Below are 18869 nucleotides of genomic sequence, written 5' to 3'. Positions count from 1 at the left end.
CTCTTTATTATTGTTTTGTATTAAATGCCTGATTTTTTAATTCGTTACTTAAAGAATAAGGAACATTTTCAGGTTTACTTCCCCACTCTTTGTTTGGATTATCTCCTAATTGAAAATCTAATTTACCTCCTTTTTGAATGTCTTCAAAAGTTAAAAAACTATTGAAATATTTTTTTCCGTTTAAACTTGCGGATTGAATGTAAAAATTGCTTTTTGAATTTTTACTTGCATCAATTTGGAAAGTATTTCCATTTTCTAAATGAAGCGTTGTTTTTTTAAATAATGGACTTCCTATAACATATTGATCGACACCAGGAGTAACAGGATAAAAACCTAACGAGCTAAATACATACCAAGCCGATGTTTGTCCGTTATCTTCATCTCCACAATATCCATCTGGCGTAGCAGCATATAATTTAGTAAGTACTTCTCTTATTCTTGCTTGTGCTTTATACGGTTGATTTGCATAATTGTACAAATAAATCATGTGTTGAATTGGTTGATTTCCATGTGCATAATTCCCCATGTTTGCGACTTGCATTTCTCTAATTTCATGAATGGTTTGACCATAATAAGAGCTGTCAAAAATTGGCGGCATTTGAAATACTTTATCCAATTTTGAAGCAAATTTTTCTTTCCCTCCCATCAAATCCATTAAGCCTTGAATATCGTGAAATACAGACCATGTGTAATGTAAACTGTTGCCTTCAGTAAATGCGTCACCCCATTTCATGGGATTAAATGGACTTTGAAAATCACCTTCTTTGTTTTTTCCTCTCATCAAGTTTACTGAAGGATCAAATACATTTTTATAATTTAAAGATTTTTTCAAATATTTATCAGCGATGCTTGTTTTTCCTAATTTTTGAGCCATTTTAGCAATGGTAAAATCAGCATAAGCATATTCTAAAGTTCGTGCTACATTTTCGTTTATTCCCACATTATAAGGAACATATCCTAAGGTGTTATAATAACTCAATCCTTCTCGCCCAACTGAACTTACTGGCCTTCCTTCCTGAACAGTTGCATTCTTCAACAGGGCTTCAAATAATAATTCAGCATCAATTTTTTTTACTCCTTTTAGAAAAGCATCTACAATAATTGGAGCTGAATTAGAACCTACCATACAGTCTCTATGTCCAGGGCTTGCCCATTCAGGCAACCATCCTGATTCTTTGTACGTATTAGCAAGTCCATCCATGATATGACTGTTTAAGTCTGGATACATCATATTAAAAAATGGAAAAACGGCTCTAAAAGTATCCCAAAATCCATTATCAGTAAACATATAACCCGGATTTACCTTCCCGTTATATGGACTATAATGTACTATAGTATTATTTTTATCAAATTCATAAAACTTTCTTGGGAAAAGTAATACTCGATATAAACTGGAATAAAATGTTCTGATATTGTCAATATTATCATCTTCAATTTGAATTCGTCCTAATTCTTTTTCCCAAGTTTGTTTTGCCTTTTCTTTTGTTTGTTCAAAAGAATCGGATCCAATTTCTCTTGATAAATTTAATTGGGCTTGTTCCGGACTGATAAAGGATGACGCTATTTTTACATTTACAACTTCTCCTTTTTTAGTTTTAAAACCTATAATAGCTCCAACATGTTCTCCTTTGCCGGAAGTTGAATTTTCTATTAATTTCCAACCATCTGTCCAAGTATGATTTATTTCAAAATCTTTATCAAACTCAGCGACAAAATAATTATGGAAATTCTCTGGAACGCCACCACTATTATTGCGGCAGTATCCAATAATTTTACGTTGTTCAGGAATAATTTTTACCATAGATCCTTTAAAAAAGGCATCCAACATGATATACGATTTATCTGCCTCCGGAAAAGTAAACTTAAAATGAGCAGCTCTTTCTGTGGGTGTAACCTCAACTGTTACATCATAATCAGCTAAATATACTGAGTAAAAATATGGTTTTGCAATTTCGGCTTTATGAGAAAACCAAGATTCACGTTCGTCTTCCTGAAATTTTAAATCTCCTGTTACTGCCATCAATGAGAATGCTGCATAATCATTAATCCAAGGACTTGGCTGATGCGTTTGCTTGATTCCTCTAATTTTATTGGCATCGTACTTGTAAGCCCAACCATCTCCCATTTTAGAAGTCATTGGTGTCCAAAAATTCATAGCCCAAGGCGTAGCAATCACTGGATACGTATTTCCGTTTGATAAGCTATAATCAGAATCAGTGCCCATTAATGGATTTACATAATCAACAACATTTGTTGTTCTGTCTTTAGTTTTTACAAGTTCTATATTTTTATTAGAACAAGAAAAACAGATTAGTCCAGCAAAAACACAGATTAGTCCAGCAAAAACTGATACAATTTTTAAATACTTCATTTCCTAATTTACTAAAATTTCATCTACAAACAACCAGGAACTTTCTCCCTTTGGACTCTTTTTTAAATTTCCTGCGATAACTTTTACATATCTGGCGCCCTGTTTTTGAAAATTGATTTTAAAATCTTTCAATTCCGAATTTGCGTTGACAGCAAACGGACGAGATATTTTTCCGACTTCTTTATAAGTAATGCCATCAGTCGATAACAGCACTTTAATTTGTATGGGGAAATTAACTCCTGAACCCTGACTTTCTAGAGTTCCAACGGTTACTTGTTCTACGCTTTCCTGTTTTTCAAGGTCAATTACAAGTTCCATGTCGTTTACCAGCCAGGCCTGCCATTGCCCGTCATGGAAGTTTTTTGATCCTCTGATTGTATTTACCATTTGAAAAGGGCCGTCACCTTTATAATTTTGATTGTAAGGTGTAAGATAACTTACTTTATGTGCTACTGCTTTATGAAAAACAATAGTGTCGGTAAACGTTTTTCCGACGGGTTTGTCATTCTGAAATAAAGAAGCCTTTAAAATCGTAGTTTCTTTAAACGGAATTGGACTGATATATTTTATTGCATTATGATCGATATTTTTATTCCCCAAAACATAGCGAATATCCGGATTTGGGAATTCATTTTTTAAAGTAATATTAATCTGTTTCTGAACTAAATCTGCATTTGAAGTGGCGGTGACTAAAAAAGCACTTTTTGCGTAATTAATGCCTAAATAATTATAACGCTGCAATAAATAAGTTAATCTTGATGTAAAATCATTCCAGTTACGGCTTTCTTTTGTACTCCATAAAACTTCAGAAAGAGCGGCTAATCGTGGAAAAATCATGTATTCTGAATCTTTTGGTCCCGGTAAATATTCTGCCCATAAATTGGCCTGACCTCCTAAAACATGTTTGGCTTCCTCCGGTGTCATTGTAGGTACAACAGGATCAAATTCATAGACTTTACTCAATGGGGTATAACCGTCAAAAGCTAAAGGTTCTTCATTTTGAGGTCCCTGGTAAAAATTAAAATAGCAATGCGATTCAGGCGTCATGATTACGTCATGTCCCTGTTTTGTTGCATCGATACCGCCTTGTGTTCCTCTCCAGCTCATTACGGTTGCATCCGGAGCCAGTCCGCCTTCTAATATTTCATCCCAGCCAATTATTTTTTTGCCTTTGGAATTGATGTATTTCTCCATTCGTTTTACAAAATAACTTTGCAGTTCGTGGGTGCTTTTCAATCCATTGTCTTTCATTCTTTTTTGGCAATTCGGACATTTTTCCCAATTGGTTTTTGTCGCTTCATCACCTCCAATATGTATATATTTTGAAGGGAAAATGGTAATTATCTCGTCTATTACATTCTGCAGAAACTCAAACGTAGTTTCTTTTCCTGCACAATAAATATCGGTAATAGGCCATAATCCACCGGACGGAACCCCAATACGCTGATCAAAACAAGCCAGTTCAGGATATGATGCGATGGCACTGCTTACGTGCGCCGGCATTTCAATTTCCGGAATAATTTCGATGTTTTTTGTTGCAGCATATTTTACAATTTCCTTTAATTCTTCCTGAGTTAAAAATCCACCGTAAGTTCCTTTTTCATCCGGATTCACCGTAAGTCTTGCATTCCACGCCAGATTTTCCTGATCGACCCTCCAGGCTCCAACTTCAGTCAATTTTGGATATTTTTTAATTTCAATTCTCCAGCCCTGATCATCAACTAAATGCAAATGCAAGACGTTCATTTTGTGCATCGCCAAACGATCTATGGTTTCGATTACGTAATTTTTATCAAAAAAATGACGAGATAAATCCAGCATCAGTCCGCGCCATTGAAAACGAGGTTTATCATTGATCACAAGATTCGGAATTTGCCATTTTTGATTGGGCAGCACGTTTTTACTTTCAATAACCACCGGGAGCAATTGGCGAATACTTTCTAATCCGTAAATAAAACCTGCTTTTCCTTTGGCCGTAATCGTAATATTTTTAGTGCTTACATCTAATATATAGGCTTCTTTTTCCAGAGTTTCATCAACCTTAAATTGTACATAATTACCCGGTGGTATTGCTGTCGAAAATTCAGGACGGAATCCCGCTGCTTTTTCAAACTTGTTGATCAAAACATTCGAAATTTCTTTTTGGAATTCAGAAACCGCAATAAATTTTGTGCTTTTAGAAAATTCAAAAACGCCCTTCGTAATTAATAACTGTGTTGGTTTCGGAATAATCTGAATGTCCTTTTCTGTATATATTTTTTGGCTGTAGCCGAAATTAAAAACAGTCAGGAAGAATACGATAAGGAATGGCTTTAATATCCTCATAATGAATTATTTTATTGATGGTGTAATTGTAAATTGATATTGATAGTTTTTGTCTCTCAGTAAATATTTTTCCATTGGCCACGCCTGCCAGCTGTCGATACCGCCGACACCCATTTGTTTGTAATCGATTTTTAAACTTGTCAAATCTCTTTCTTTAAGCTCGGCAGCATGTCTTTGATCTTTTTTCAGGCCGTCATCCAGATCTTCATTTAAAAAGTGTAATGCTGTAACCGCCAGCAAATCATTTGATTTAACTGTTATTTTTAGATTATTATTAGACAGCTGGTACCATCTGATATCTGTTTTGTTCCCGGTTTCCTGCGGACGGATGTAAGGATAAAATTGTTCTGAAACCGTTTGATTATAAATGCCAACCTGAGCACTGTAATTTCTGTCGATATAATTCTCATGAGGCCCTCTTCCGTAATAACTGATATTTTGGAAATCCTTAGGCAGGATAATTTCCATTCCAAATCTCGGCAGTACAGGTAATTCTTTGGTTTTATCCAAATCTAACTGTTCTTTTACACTTAATTCTCCGTTGCCGTTTAGCTCGTAATTTAGCTCTAATTGCGATGAAACCTGCGGTAAATTATAGGTTGCTTTTACCAAAACTTTATTGTCTTTTGTAACAGAATAAGTCCAGTTTACAAGTATCGGATTTTCTGTAGCTGCTTTCCATGCTTTTAAAGTTACCTGAAGATTAGCTCCAAAATCATTATCGTTTGGTGCTCTCCAAAAGTTTGGGCGTAATTGGTATCCTTCTTTTAAAATCGGCTGATTATTAAATGAATACCCGTTTATAAATCCTGTTTTTTTATCAAAAACTATTTCAGCTTTATCACTTTTAAATATAGTGCTGTTTTCTTTTTTCTCTACTGATATTTTTGCTGTGCCTTCAATTTTTATATCATTTTTCCAACTTCCTTTGTAGGCAAGCTGTTCTGTTGCAATTTCGAAATCTTTTGGTAAAAACGGCTCGTCTTGTTTAATATGATAGGTCACATTTATAAAGGCTTCCTTAAATTGTTTTCCCTCTAAATGAATCGGAAGTGTGTACGATTTAGATTCGTTTGGATTGATTTCTAAATTATCGATAACTCCGCTAATAGCATCTTTTCCGTCCAAAACCAATTTCCAGTGTAAACTGACGTTGCTTAAATCTTTAAACGAAAATTCATTATAAACTTTAATAGTTGCAGTCGACTGATTATCCCAGGAAGTCAGGATGTTTTGAAGCACATTTCGCATTTCAAAAGCATGTGGATTTGGTTTTCTTTCTACAGTAAATACGCCGTTATTGACAAAGTTATTATCACTTACGACATCTTTTGGACCAAAATCTCCTCCATAACCAAGAATACGGGTTCCGTCAGGCAGCGTTTTATAAACAGATTGATCGACCATATCCCAAATAAAACCTCCCTGAAAATTGGGATGTTTTCTAATCACATCCCAATAATCTTTGAAATTTCCCATAGAATTCCCCATAGCATGTGCATATTCACATTGGATATAAGGCCTTGTTGGATTTGGAATTGCCTCAATATATTCTTCCATTTTATCTGGTGAACTGTACATTGGATCTATAATGTCAGAATCCCAGTCAAATTTTAAAGTTTTTCCGTCCCAGCCGCCAACTGTAGCTCTCTCGTATTGAATAGGTCTTGATTTATCACGGTTTTTTATCCACAAGTAACCTCTGTAAAAGTTATAACCATTACCGGCTTCATTACCCATACTCCAGATAATAATAGATGTATGATTTTTATCCCTTTCAACCATACGTTGCATACGCTGTAGGTGCGCCAATTCCCAATCGGGTTTATTACCTAAAGTTTTGGTAATATCATAACCCATACCGTGAGATTCTATATTGGCTTCATCAACCACATAAATTCCGTATTTATCGCATAATTCATAAAAATATTCATCGTTTGGATAATGGGACATTCTTACTGCATTGATATTAAATTCTTTCATCACTTTAATATCCTGTTCCATGCGTTCTCTCGAAATCGTTTGTCCGGTAACGGGATCTGTTTCATGACGGTTAACGCCTTTTATATAAATTGCTTTTCCGTTTACCAAAAGCTGTCCGCCTTTGATTTCTACTTTTCTGAAGCCGGCATTCTGATTGATTACTTCAATAATATTCCCTTTTTTATCTTTTAAAAGAAAACTGATTTGATACAGATTCGGAATTTCTGCACTCCATTTTTTAGGATTGTTTACTGCAAAATCAAAGGTTTGTTTCTCGTTTAGCGCCGGAATAACTTTTGAAGCAACAATTGTTGAACCATCCTTTAATTGGACTTCCAAAGTATAATTGTCTTTTTTATTTAAATCTGAAAACGAAGTTGAAATTTTAAAAATCCCGTTTACATAAGAAGCATCCAGATCCGGAATGATTTCATAATCTTTTAAATGTGCTTTATTTCTGGCAACCAAATAAGAATCTCTTGTGATGCCGCTCATTCTCCACATATCCTGACATTCTAAATACGAGCCGTCGTTCCATTTCATTACTTTCAGAACAATACTGTTCTTACCGGTTTTTACATATTTATTTATGTTGAATTCAGATGGCAGTTTTCCGTCTTCTCCATATCCAACATAAATACCGTTTACCCAAACTGTCAAATTTGATTTTGCTGTACCTATATGAAGAAAAATGTCTTTTCCCTCCCACGATTTGTCAATTGTTACTTCTCTTCTGTAAACTCCTGTAGGATTATACTTTGTGGGAACAAACGGCGGATTTGGTGTCATTAAATAATCAAAATCATAAGTAGTATTTACATAAACCGGATAACCGTAACCATTTACGTCCCAGCTGGCCGGAATTTTAAAGTTGTCCCAGGCCGTATCGTCAAAAGTGCTTTTTTCAAATTCATTTGGTAAATCATTCGGACTGTTAACATATTTAAATTTCCATGTTCCGTTTATGTCCAGATAGTTTTTAGATTGTCTCCAGTCGTTTTTGGCTGCCAATGCTTCGTTTTCAAAAACATAATAAGCAGCATGCATTGGCTCTCTGTTATCTTCATTTATTTTTTCGTTTTGCCAGAAAGGAACTTTTTCCTGTGCGTTAACAGATAAAATTGAGATAATTAGTATTGATATTATGGATAATGTTTTCTTCATTATTTGTTTTTTTTTTAATCCTCTGTCTGCTGTTTTTTAAACACATAGAAACATAGATTTTAAAACTTAAAAAAGGCGTTTCACTTATTTAAACACACATGACTATGTGTGAAGAAACTAGTTTCCTTTTCTATTCTTTTTTCTACACAAAAAAACTATGTTTCTATGTGTTTAAAAATTATGCGTAATCCAAATTCAGCAAAGCTCGGGCATGGCTATTTTTCCCAGGCCATTTTAAATTTAGCATCTTCCATTCGGTGTCCTTTTTCATCATCAGAAACAGCATAATTAAATCCTGATCTTAAGCTGTAACCTGCATGTTCACCGTTTTTATTCAATGCAATAAATCCGACTTGCAGATATTCCATGTCTTTATGGTTTTTATGCTTGTTGTAAATACGTTCTGTAATTTCTTTGCAGGCATCAAAAGGTGATTTTCCCTGACGCATTAATTCGACCACCATTGCGCTTCCGGCAGTTCTGATTACTGCTTCTCCCAAACCGGTTGCAGCAGCAGCACCCACTTCATTATCCAGAAAAAGCCCCGCGCCGATGATTGGGGAATCACCAACGCGACCATGCATTTTCCAGGCTGCGCCGCTTGTTGTACAGCCGCCGGCAAGATTTCCTTCCTGATCCAGCATCAGCATACTAATTGTATCATGATTTTCTATATTTATTACAGGTTTGTATTTTGAATCTTCCATCCACTTTTTCCAGTCTTTTTCAGATTCAGGGGTCAATAAATTTTCTTCTTTAAAACCTTCAGACAATGCAAATTGAAGCGCTCCCTGACCCGCAAGCATAATGTGAGGTGTATTTTGTAATACTTTTTTTGCCACTGAAATAGGGTGCATAATGCCTTCCAGAAAACAAACCGAACCACAATTGCTGTTATGGTCCATAATGCAGGCGTCCAGAGTTACTTTCCCATCACGATCCGGATATCCGCCATAACCAACACTTCGGACATTGGGATCAGCCTCGGGAATTTTCATTCCGGCTTCGATAGCATCTAAGGCTGGTTTTCCGGCTTTTAATTGTTTCCAGCTTTCTTCATTAGCGGGTAAACCATGATTCCATGTTGAAATGATAATTGGTTTTTTTTGCTTTTTTCCTAAGTCTTCGATTTCCGAAATTTCTTCATTTTTTGTATTCTTAGCAAATCCGCTATAGCCTATAACAGAACTTATGGCAAGTGTGCCTAAAGTTGTTTTTTTTATAAAATCTCTTCTATTTGACATATGCTTGTTTTTTAATTAAACATTTCCGAAGATAATGCCGTGTAATTTTTATTTTTTTTAGGGGATTTACCCATTGTAAAAATTAAGGTACCTCCTTGTGTAATCTCTTTATGCGTAATGTAATTTCTGTCTATTTTTTTTCCATTCAATTTAATAGACTGGATATATATATTCTTATTACTATTGTTTCTTGCTTTAATAACAAATATTTTATTGTTTTCTAAGTTAATTGTGGCTTCGTCAAATAATGGTGACCCAAAACTATAGATTCCCTGAGCCGGATTTACAGGATAAAAACCTAATGAACTAAATATATACCAGGATGACATTTGTCCACAATCTTCATTTCCGCAATGCCCGCCGGGAGTATTTTTATATTGACTCTCTAAAATTTCCCTGACTAACTTCTCTGTTTTCCAGGGTTGATTAATATAGTTGTACAAGTAAGCCACATGGTGGCCCGGTTCATTACCATGTGCATATTGTCCAATCATGCCTGTGCTAAATATAGGCAATTTGTCTTCAGGGAGCGGTTTTAAGGTAAACATTGAATCTAATTTTTTTTCAAAAGTTAAATTTCCGCCAACTGCTTTTATTAAGCCTTCAATATTTTGCGGTACCGACCAAAAATATTGCCATGCATTGCTTTCGCAAAAATAGGGCGTATATTCTTTTGGAATAAATTCTTTTATAAATTCTCCGGTTTTCAATTTTGGACGCATAAATGTACTTTTAGAATCGTATAGGTTTCTCCAATTCTCAGAACGTTTTAAGAAGTATTCATAATCATTTACTTTATGTAATGCTTTTGCAAACTGCGCCAAACACCAATCATCATAGGCATACTCCAGCGTTTTTGAAACTGACCAGTTTTCATTATTTTCATCAACAGGAACATAGCCTAATGTTTTATAACTGTCTAATTGTCTTGAATTAGCCATGGAATTTTCTACACAGGCTTTATAAGCTAATGATGCATCAAAATGTTCAATTCCTTTAAAATAAGCATCAACAATAACGGGTATTGCGTGGTTGCCTATCATCATATTGGTTTCATTTCCCTGCATAGACCAAACGGGCAATAAGCCTGTTTCTTTATAATGTGCCAATAAAGAATTAATCATACCGGAAACACGTTTTGGATGCAAAATAGTATACAATGGGTGTGCCGCCCTATAGGTATCCCATAACGAGAATGTATCGTATCTGTCAAATCCTTTTGCATTTTCAATAGCACCGTTGGCACCTTTATAATCTCCTTTACAATCACTTAACAATGTAGGAGCCAGCATCGACTGATACATCATGGTGTAAAAAATCTTCTTTTTGGTATCGTCAGGTGTTGTGATATTAATTTTCTGTAATTCTTGTTCCCAAAGAGCAGAGGCTTTAGCTTTATAATTTTCAAAATCAAAATCGGGAGCTTCTTCTTCTAAGGATTTATAAGCTCCTTTAACAGAAGCTGTGGAAAGCCCTGTTTTTAAAATTATTTCATCTTCATCAACTGTATTATAATTTAAAATGATTTTGGTCTTAATTGCTTTCGATGGATTAGTTGTAAGGGAATCGTTTTTAAAAATCTGATAGGATCTAAAAGGTTTTGAAAGCTTCATAACAAAATACACCCGTTGCTCTTTGGCCCAGCCTGTTGATTTTCTATACCCTTCAATAGTGGTCTGATCCACGACATTGATATAGGTTTCTATAGGTGTATCCCAATTTAAGGCATAGCCCAAATCGATATTAATCTGCGATGCATCATCTTTAGGAAAAGTATATTTATGAATACCTGTCCGTGCGGTTGCAGTGAGTTCTGCTTTAATTCCAAAATCTAATAAATTTACGGCATAATAACCCGGAACTGCTGTTTCTTTATCATGCGAAAATCTCGAAAAAGGTATAAAATTATTGTCCTTAATCCGTTTTGTAAACCTGCTGTTTGTCGGCATTACTAAAATGTCATATAAATCGCCTGCTCCGGTACCTGATAAATGCATGTGGGAAAATCCGGAAATAATAGAATCTTTATAGTAATATCCTGAAATTCTATCCCAGCCGGGTATTCCAATATCAGGGCTTAGCTGTACCATCCCAAAAGGAACTGTTGCCCCTGGATATGTATTGCCGGGACCAGCTGTACCAACGAACGGGTTTACATAATCAGTCAATTGAATTTCTCCTTTTTTATGTAGCCCACAATTAGATAACAACAATACAAATAGTACATATATCAGATACTGTTTCTTCATTATTTATTTAAACTTGCTTTTGTTTCTTTTGTATTATTTTCACTTTGATACAGCGTGTTTAATAGCTCTTGGTTATTGTCTAAACTATATTCCCAGAACATAGCACCACCTAATTTTTTTTGCTTAATGAATGCTGCTTTTAAAGCAATTTCTTTTGGCGTTTCATAAGAAATAAAAATATTATCCTGAGCATTCCATAAATAAGATGCTTTTGCCGAATCATCATATAATTCCTGAAATTTTCCTGATTTTAATTCTGCTGCAATTTCCCAGGATGCGACAATAGAACTTCCCGTTAGAGCTGATTGGTATAAGCCATTATTTGTTGCTGTTACTTTTTCCCACTTTCTTCCATAAAAAGGAATTCCTAAAATAAGCTTGTTAGCAGGAACACCTTCTTTTAAGAATTTATCTACTGACTCACTAATACTGTTTCCTCCAAATTTTTCTTCTTTTGAAGGATATAAATTAGCATGATGTCCTGTTTGATAAAACCAACCGTTATAAAAATCGTAACACATTAAATTTATAAAATCAAGATATTGATGTGCCTTTTTTAAATCAGTATGATTGATGTATTCCTGATCTGCTCCTGCTGCAATAGTGAGTAAATAATGCTTATTATCCACTTTAGTTTCAATTTCTAATTGTTTACGCAATTCGCCTAATAATAAGGTGAAATTTTCTTTGTCTGAAGGTCTGAAAGCATTGTCCTCAGCACGTTGCCCAGGAAATTCCCAATCGATATCAATCCCGTCAAAACCATAAGCTTTCAGTAGTTTAACAGCACTTTTAGCAAATTTTTCTCTTGATTCAGCATAAGCGGCTATATTTGAAAATTGATCTGACCAAACCCAGCCACCAATAGAATACAATACTTTTAAACCGGGATTTTGCTTTTTAAGAGCCATTATACTTTCTATTTTAGCCTTATCTGTAGCCAACTCAAATTGAACATTTCCATCAATAATATTAGCAAAAGCATAATTAACGTGAGTTAACTTGTCCGCATCAATTTTTGACGGATCAAAATTTTCATAACCAGCAACATACCCAATTGTTTTAAATTCTTCTTTCGGTTGATTTTGTTTTCTTTCTAATGAAGAACAAGCAAAAAACATACTGATAATCAGAATTGAGAAAACTGATTTTATTGCCATATTGTGTGGTTTAAAAAGAATCATTAGCTATAATTTTACCATCCTGCTTAATAATGAATGTTTTATTAGAAAAAGGACTTTTTACTGAAATATTATATCCTGCTGCATGATTTTCGAGTATCGGTTTTAAAACTTTATTATCAACATTGATCACTTCTTTAGTCAGATTTGCTAAAGATTTAGCCCATGTTTTGTGCTTTTGATAATATTCTTTTTGTGCTCTGTATAAAGTGTATAATTCCCATCTTACTTTTTCATCCTGCGGAATTGTAAAACTGTCTTTTCCTTCTTTCGAAGAGAAATAAACATAACCCCATTTTTCAGGTTCATGCATATTGATGACTCCCATTGGCGACCATACCCAATTGTACTCCGGCAAAAATTTCCCGTCAATCCCTTTTTTGCGTTCATAACCCTTATCAGTTACGGTATGCTGCCAGTTTACCCTCGAAAAATTGACTCTCCAGAATTTATCTGTGGGCACATTTTTTTCGTTATAGGAAGTTTTATAAGATGCCCAGGGAATCGCCATTTCTAATACCCAGCCTTCATCTCTGTCGTTTGGATTATTTAGCGTTCCTTTGATTTTTACGGCCGATTTCAGACCCGGAATATTCCAGTCATTTAAAACAACATTATCATTTTCCCGGTAAGGTTTTGACAGAAACAGATCCCAAGCCGTATTCAAAGCATTAATTTCTAATTCATAATAGTTAAAAGTATCGCTGTCGGGATCAATAAAAACTTCAAAATCATTGTTGTAAAAGATAATAGTATCGCGTTGTTTCAAATTTGCCCAGACGTCAGGCTCATCAAGTTTCGCTAATATATAAAAATTGGTTTCATCCCAGAGCATTTTTACTTTTGTTCCGTATTTTGGTTTCTCAACACCTTCGATATCTGTAAAAAGATCTGTCCAGACAGCTTTATTCCACGAAGCATCAGAATCATCTCCATCAATAACAATTGGATTTTCTATTTTTGATGCCACATAGATTTTAGGTATAATCGTATTTTTTGATTGTGAATAACCAATTATCGAAATAAACCCTAAAGCGATTGTTAACCATTGAGTTTTTAAACGCATGCCTTTTTTATAAACTGTTATCTTTTGTAAACTGAACAACTTCACTTAATTTACCAAATGCCATAGCAACAACAGTATCTGCTGCTCCGTAGTAAACGGCTAATTTATCTTCTTTAATATCGTGTAAAGCGGCACAAGGAAATACAACATTCGGCACATCTCCAACTTGCTCATACAGCTCAGCAGGCCCCAATAAATACGGCTGTGTTCTGTATTTAACATTCTGAGGTGAATCAACTTCTAAAAGTGCTGCTCCCATTGCATAACGAAAACCGTTGCAGGTATTGATTACACCATGGTACAGCATCAGCCAGCCTTCATCTGTTAAAATAGGAATTGGTCCTGCGCCAACTTTAGTACACTGCCACGCACTGTCTTCAAAAGGAGTTGGTTTCATTACCAATCTGTGCTCTCCCCAATATTTCATGTCCGGGCTATAGCTGATCCAGATATCTCCAAATGGCGTATGTCCGTTATCACTCGGACGGCTTAACATGGCATATTTTCCGTTTATTTTTTGTGGAAATAAAACGCCATTTCTGTTGAATGGTAAAAAAGCATTTTCACATTGGAAAAATTCTTTAAAGTCGTAAGTATATCCAATACCAATTGTTGGTCCGTTGTAACCGTTGCACCAGGTAATCCAGTAACGGTCTTCGATAAAAACAACACGCGGATCATATTTATAAGCAGATTCGATCATTTCCGTATTACCTGCTCCCATTACAATTGGTTCATGGTTAATATCCCAATCAATACCATTTTTACTGAAACCGGCAAAAATATTCATTTGTACCGCTTTGTTATCACATCTGAAAACACCTGCAAATCCATCACCAAATGGAACAACTGCACTGTTAAAAATACTGTTTGATGAAGGTATGGAATATCTGCCAATAATAGGGTTTTCAGAATATCTCCACATTATATCATTGCTGTTTTCGGGTCTGTCTTGCCAGGGAATTGTACTCACTTTGTATAATTTTATTATTAAACTTAATTTTTTTTAACCCTTGTGGGTGCAACTAGATTTTAATTGCACCGCGGGCTCCTTTTTTGGACTTGTGGTATTCTTGTATAAAATATTTTCTTAATCTTCTATTTTTCGAACTTTATCTAACCAGGTGAATTTTAAAATAGTTGTCGTTACCAAAAACACAATTAATGCAATTATTGCTTTTGGATAATCTCTGATAATGAAGAATATTGGAAGCAAAATCATACTTGACTGCCATACAATACCAATAGCACAATTCAGCATATCTTTATAGAAATCATTATTTTTTTCGAAAGACTGATCTTCTAGTTTTAGAGTTTTATAAACCGGATTCCACCAACCCCAGGGTCTTACATTGGTATAAAAAGACCTTAAAACTTCCATGTCTGTTGGTTTGCTTAGAAAAGTTCCCAAAAGACAACCCAAAATAGAGAATCCAAATATTACCGGAAATAAATAAATGGCCTGCATTTCTGATAAATCATACAGGAATGTTCCAATAGGAAAGTTTCCTTTGTTCTGGCCTAAAACAAATTGCAGAGAAGCGACTACCAATCCGGCAAACATTCCCCAGAAATATCCCCATCCATTAAAACGCCACCAAATCCATTTTAAAAAGTTGGCTGCAACATAACCTCCGTACAACGCACTGGTAATCCATAGCGTTAGAGAGTTTATGGAGTCTGCAAAGAATCCCATGAAAACGCCTAAACCGACAACTAAGAAAGAAGAGATCTGACTAACTTTTATATAATGTGCATTTGTTGCAACGGGCTTGAAGTATTTTTTATAAATATCATTTACGATATACGCCGGTCCTGCATTTACGAAGGCTGAGAATCCGGACATAAATGCGGCCAATAGACCTGCTAATAATATTCCTTTGATTCCGACAGGGATATATAAATTAACCACTTTTGGCATTAATAATTCTAAATCGGCTCCTGTTAAACCTGTATTGGCATTTAGTTCCGGCGCTAAATTCACCAAAGCAATTACCACAATTCCTGTAATTAATAAATATCTCGGAATGAATAAAATTAAGTTGGTAAAACCACTCATATAGGCTGCCTCTTTTACCGATTTGGTGGAAAGAATTCTTTGTAAATCGTAACTTGGCGTTGGGCCTGCCACACTCGCAAAAAAGCCTTTAAATAAGGTCATTCCGATAAAAGCGCCAAACATTTTGTAGCCTTCAGAATCTATTAAATGATTGAAGGTTTGAAATTTATCACTCCACTGGGCTTCAAACTGCCATCCGAAGAAAACATTTTTCCATTCCTCGGTAATAACCGAATTAATCTGAACATCTGTATAATTGATGAAAGCATATCCGGCAATTAAAACTCCGGCAATAATCATAATTAAGTATTGCACCACTTCTGTAGCAACTACAGAAAACATTCCGCCTTTAACCGTGTAAATAGTAGTTAAAAATATGATTATCAAAGCATAAGAGCGTTCTGAAGTCAGTAGAATTAAATCTCCGTAATGAAGCGTTAAATCCCATGGAAGAATAATGGTTATAAATTTTCCGATTCCTTCAAAAAAGTAAGCTATGAAACCAATTGTAGAAATGATGGCAAAAATGGCTACTATAATATGAGATGCTTTTCCGGCCCTGTCACTTCCAAAACGAGTCAGAATCCATTCAGAACCAGTCATTACTTTTGACCGTCTTATCCAGACCGCCAGAAACATCATTACAAAAATCTGATTCCAAATAGGCCAAAGCCACATAAACATGAAACTTTTTACGCCATACAAAAACAGTACTCCAATCATCCAGGAAGTTCCTGAAACATCAAACATCCCAGATCCGTTGCTCAGACCCAGGAAATACCATTTAATTGTTTTCCCGCCAAGAAAATAATCATCCAGCCCTTTTGATGCTTTCCTTGAAATCCAGATTCCTATACCTACAGAGAGCAGAATATAAGCTACGATGATTGATACGTCTATGATGTCCATTAATTTTATTTATTAGGTAGTTAGTTACTTGGTATGTTTGTTTTTTGACCCCACTTTTTGTTAGGTTCGGACCCCATTACAAAATGTAAAACTCCTCCTTTTACAATTTGTTTGTGTGAGATTGCTGTCTGATTAAATGAAACACCGTTTAATGTTGCTGATTGGATATAAAAATTTTTCTCTGAAACATTTTCTGCTTCAATTATAAAAGTTTTTTTACCCGGAAGATTGATGGTTGATTTTTCGAAAATTGGACTTCCTATTTCATATTCACCCGAAGCAGGATTCATTGGATATAATCCCATTGAACTGAAAACATACCAGGCAGACATTTGCCCGCAGTCTTCGTTTCCGCTTAATCCGTTTGGTGTTGTATTGTATTGTGTGTCTAAAATATGACGCACCCAATATTGTGTTCTCCAAGGCTGATTGGCATGATTGAACATATAGGCAATGTGATGGCTTGGCTCATTTCCGTGTGCGTACTGACCAATTAATCCTGAAATATCAGCAGAAACATTATTTCCTGTTATCTCAGAGTTTTCGGTAAATAATTGTTCTAAACGGCTTGCAAAAACTTCATTACTTCCGTGTAACTTAATAAAATCCTCCACATTTTGGGGTACAAACCAACTGTGCTGCCAGGCATTTCCTTCAGTATAATCGGTATGTTCCCTATGATTTGAATGTTTAGCATCGAAAGGTTCATTCCATGATTTCCCGTCTTCCGATTTCCCTCTCATAAATCCTGTTTTTGGATCAAATAAATATTGATAAGCTTTAGAGCGTTTTAGAAAAAAATTATAATCGTCATTTTTTCCTAAGGCTTTAGCCATTTGTGCCAGACACCAATCATCATAAGCGTATTCTAAAGTAATAGTAACCGATTCGTCCAATAAATTGTATGGAATATAACCGTACTTTTTATAAAAATTTAAGCCGCGCTCGTCCTGCATCATGGTTGTTTTCATGGCTTCGTATGCTTTTTCAGAATCGAAACCTTTAATGCCTTTGAGGTAAGCATCTGCAATCACCGGAATCGAATGATAACCTGTCATGGTGTTGGTTTCGTTAGCATAAAGTGTCCAGACGGGCAGTATCTTTTTAGTCTCGTAATAGGCTAACATAGAATTTACCAAATCAGAAACTTTATCCGGTGCAATTAAAGTTAGTAAAGGATTTTCGGCCCTGAATGTATCCCATAACGATAGGGTAGAGTAGGCGGTATAATTATTTGCTGTAATTATTTTATCATCTTCTCTTCTGAATTGTCCATTTTTATCGCTGTAAGTTACCGGCGCTAATTGTGAATGATATAAAGCCGTGTAGAAGATTGTTTTAAGGGAATCTAAAGGAGTTTCAACTACAATTTTATCTAAAGCGGTATTCCAAATAGTTTGTGCCTGCGATTTTATATCCTGAAAATTAAAATCCCCGGTATCCAGATTATCTTTTGCATTTTCTACACTTACCGAAGACAAAGCTACTTTTACCAGTAATTCAGGGCTGTTATCTGAATTAAAAAATAATTGTAATGATGTATTTTCTCCTTCCGCTGTTTTACCTTCAATTACCTTTTTATCAGCAGCTAACATGGTTTCTGATATAGATTTTGAAAATTTTGCCACAAAAAATACTTTTTGGTTTTTTGCCCATCCGGTACTAAAACGGTAGCCGCTTATCGTATGGTCATCTTCAATTTTTAAGGCTGTTTTTAAGGCTTTGTCCCAGTTAATAGCAAAGCCAAGGTCAATAACAACGGATTGCTTATCATTTTTTGCAAATGTATATTTATGGAAAGCGGTGCGTTGTGATGAGGTTAACTCTACATTGATTTTAGGATCTTCAAGAAAAACCTGGTAATAACCCGGTATTGTTTTTTCGTTAGCATGACTATATTTTGATTTATACGGAAGGAAATCGCGCGAAGTGGCCTTGGCGGTTAAATCTACTTTTTTGTTAATCGGCATAAATAAAATATCTGCCAAATCACCGATTCCTGTTCCGCTTAAATGTAAATGACTGAAACCTGTTACGATTGAATCTGAATAATGATATCCTGAACACCAATCCCAGCTCGAAATACCATTATCAGGACTCACCTGAAGCATCCCAAAAGGAACTGTTGCGCCCGGATAAGTGTGTCCGTGACCGCCGGTTCCGATAAAAGGATTTACATGATCAATAAAAACAGCTTTTTGGCTGTTATTTTTATTTGTCTTTATTTTACAACTTGTAATTGAAGCAACAAATAAAATAAGCAGGATAAAATTCTTCATATTAAACAATCTTAATTTAACTTTAAATTTAGATAAATT

Annotated in this window: 10 protein-coding genes; all 10 read right to left on the bottom strand. The window is 35.1% G+C overall.

The annotated features are described in order from the left end of the window. Window positions 1-7 precede the first annotated feature (7 nt). On the bottom strand, window positions 8-2371 hold the full coding sequence (locus ACEN92_RS08135; RefSeq protein ID WP_495641873.1) for a GH92 family glycosyl hydrolase: 2364 nt from the start codon (window positions 2369-2371) through the stop codon (window positions 8-10). A 3-nt stretch (window positions 2372-2374) separates the two neighbouring features. Continuing rightward, on the bottom strand, window positions 2375-4696 hold the full coding sequence (locus ACEN92_RS08130) for a beta-N-acetylhexosaminidase (protein WP_495641872.1): 2322 nt from the start codon (window positions 4694-4696) through the stop codon (window positions 2375-2377). A gap of 6 nt (window positions 4697-4702) precedes the next feature. Next, window positions 4703-7843: a beta-galactosidase, LacZ type gene (gene lacZ / locus ACEN92_RS08125; protein ID WP_495641871.1), complete on the bottom strand. Its 3141-nt coding sequence runs from the start codon at window positions 7841-7843 to the stop codon at window positions 4703-4705. 215 nt (window positions 7844-8058) lie between these two features. Further along, on the bottom strand, window positions 8059-9087 hold the full coding sequence (locus tag ACEN92_RS08120; protein ID WP_495641870.1) for an isoaspartyl peptidase/L-asparaginase family protein: 1029 nt from the start codon (window positions 9085-9087) through the stop codon (window positions 8059-8061). An 11-nt stretch (window positions 9088-9098) separates the two neighbouring features. Next, window positions 9099-11336 carry a GH92 family glycosyl hydrolase gene (locus tag ACEN92_RS08115; RefSeq protein WP_495641869.1) on the bottom strand — a complete coding sequence of 746 codons (2238 nt, stop codon included), beginning with the start codon at window positions 11334-11336 and terminating at the stop codon, window positions 9099-9101. Beyond that, window positions 11336-12496: a glycoside hydrolase family 18 protein gene (locus ACEN92_RS08110; protein ID WP_495641868.1), complete on the bottom strand. Its 1161-nt coding sequence runs from the start codon at window positions 12494-12496 to the stop codon at window positions 11336-11338. The genes ACEN92_RS08115 and ACEN92_RS08110 overlap by 1 nt, the downstream gene beginning before the upstream one ends. A gap of 10 nt (window positions 12497-12506) precedes the next feature. Further along, complete coding sequence (locus ACEN92_RS08105) at window positions 12507-13583, bottom strand: carbohydrate-binding family 9-like protein (RefSeq protein ID WP_495641867.1); 1077 nt, start codon at window positions 13581-13583, stop codon at window positions 12507-12509. A 7-nt stretch (window positions 13584-13590) separates the two neighbouring features. Then, the gene (locus ACEN92_RS08100; protein WP_495641866.1) at window positions 13591-14556 is read right to left on the bottom strand and encodes a glycoside hydrolase family 130 protein; all 966 of its coding nucleotides are present in this window, start codon (window positions 14554-14556) and stop codon (window positions 13591-13593) included. Between the two features lie 117 nt (window positions 14557-14673). Continuing rightward, window positions 14674-16551, bottom strand: coding sequence for a sodium:solute symporter family protein (locus tag ACEN92_RS08095; protein WP_495641865.1), 1878 nt, complete (start codon window positions 16549-16551; stop codon window positions 14674-14676). A 20-nt stretch (window positions 16552-16571) separates the two neighbouring features. Beyond that, complete coding sequence (locus ACEN92_RS08090) at window positions 16572-18830, bottom strand: GH92 family glycosyl hydrolase (protein ID WP_495641864.1); 2259 nt, start codon at window positions 18828-18830, stop codon at window positions 16572-16574. Window positions 18831-18869 lie beyond the last annotated feature (39 nt).

It is taken from the genome of Flavobacterium sp. Flavsp81 (assembly GCF_059491325.1).
The sequence above is the reverse complement of the archived record's forward strand: the minus strand, read 5'-3'. Positions and strand labels throughout refer to the sequence as shown.

Bases quoted from the DNA above. Each gene is read 5' to 3' on its own strand.
- ACEN92_RS08090 (WP_495641864.1), bottom strand. From the start codon at position 18,830: ATGAAGAATTTTATCCTGCTTATTTTATTTGTTGCTTCAATTACAAGT.
- ACEN92_RS08120 (WP_495641870.1), bottom strand. From the start codon at position 9,087: ATGTCAAATAGAAGAGATTTTATAAAAAAAACAACTTTAGGCACACTT.
- ACEN92_RS08115 (WP_495641869.1), bottom strand. From the start codon at position 11,336: ATGAAGAAACAGTATCTGATATATGTACTATTTGTATTGTTGTTATCT.
- ACEN92_RS08110 (WP_495641868.1), bottom strand. From the start codon at position 12,496: ATGGCAATAAAATCAGTTTTCTCAATTCTGATTATCAGTATGTTTTTT.
- lacZ (WP_495641871.1), bottom strand. From the start codon at position 7,843: ATGAAGAAAACATTATCCATAATATCAATACTAATTATCTCAATTTTA.
- ACEN92_RS08135 (WP_495641873.1), bottom strand. From the start codon at position 2,371: ATGAAGTATTTAAAAATTGTATCAGTTTTTGCTGGACTAATCTGTGTT.
- ACEN92_RS08105 (WP_495641867.1), bottom strand. From the start codon at position 13,583: ATGCGTTTAAAAACTCAATGGTTAACAATCGCTTTAGGGTTTATTTCG.
- ACEN92_RS08130 (WP_495641872.1), bottom strand. From the start codon at position 4,696: ATGAGGATATTAAAGCCATTCCTTATCGTATTCTTCCTGACTGTTTTT.
- ACEN92_RS08095 (WP_495641865.1), bottom strand. From the start codon at position 16,551: ATGGACATCATAGACGTATCAATCATCGTAGCTTATATTCTGCTCTCT.